General features: G+C 57.6%; 1 protein-coding gene and 1 pseudogene. Both read right to left on the reverse strand.

The window, feature by feature from the left end:
- A pseudogene (locus EOC94_RS33405) lies at positions 1–312 on the reverse strand (hypothetical protein); the annotation flags it as partial.
- 102 nt (positions 313–414) lie between these two features.
- On the reverse strand, positions 415–632 hold a 218-nt coding region (locus EOC94_RS34295), incomplete at its 5' end, for a hypothetical protein (protein ID WP_185928392.1).

A 632-nucleotide genomic window follows, 5' to 3' on the forward strand; every position in this document is an offset into this window, starting at 1 on the left:
GTGTGTGAAGGCAGCCGTCGATACGGTGGCGATGTCATAGCCGCCATTTGCCTCGGTCACACCTTCGAGTTTGACGTCGCCGATGGGAAGCGCTTCCTTCTCCGCCGCCGGTTTGATGGCAACGCCCTGCAGCACCATGCTGGTGTTGTCGCCGGTCACGCCGGTCCAGGTGATGTCGACACCTTGTGCGACAAGCGCGGCCTTCAGCCGGCCGGCCACTGCCGTATCCTGTGCGAGGGCCGCATTCAGCGGCAGCGTGAGCAAGAAGGTCGAAAGGGCCAATTTCCTAAGAGTTGAGCGTTTGATTGTCATCGCAAGGCCCCTGAGAGTGTCCTGAAATTGTTTTTCAATTATTTGCGCCATCACCATTCCGTGACGAACTGGACCGGAAAAAGGCGTGTCCCGGCACATTGGTCAAAAATCGCGATGAAAGGCAAACCCGATCCCACCGTCTTTGCGCAAACCGGTGAATTTGTCATGAAGAGCCGATAGCCGGATATCGTCGCGCTTGGCCATAGAACCCGCATGTAACAGGCTGATGTTGGCCGACATCCCCCGGGGTGCGGTTTCATGTTGCAGAAGGGCCGGTATCTCTGTTGGGCTATTGCCGCGAATCACCCGCTCAGCTAGTC

Origin of the sequence: Mesorhizobium sp. M6A.T.Ce.TU.016.01.1.1 (assembly GCF_003997065.1) — a bacterium.
In the GTDB taxonomy this organism is placed as follows: domain Bacteria; phylum Pseudomonadota; class Alphaproteobacteria; order Rhizobiales; family Rhizobiaceae; genus Mesorhizobium; species Mesorhizobium mediterraneum.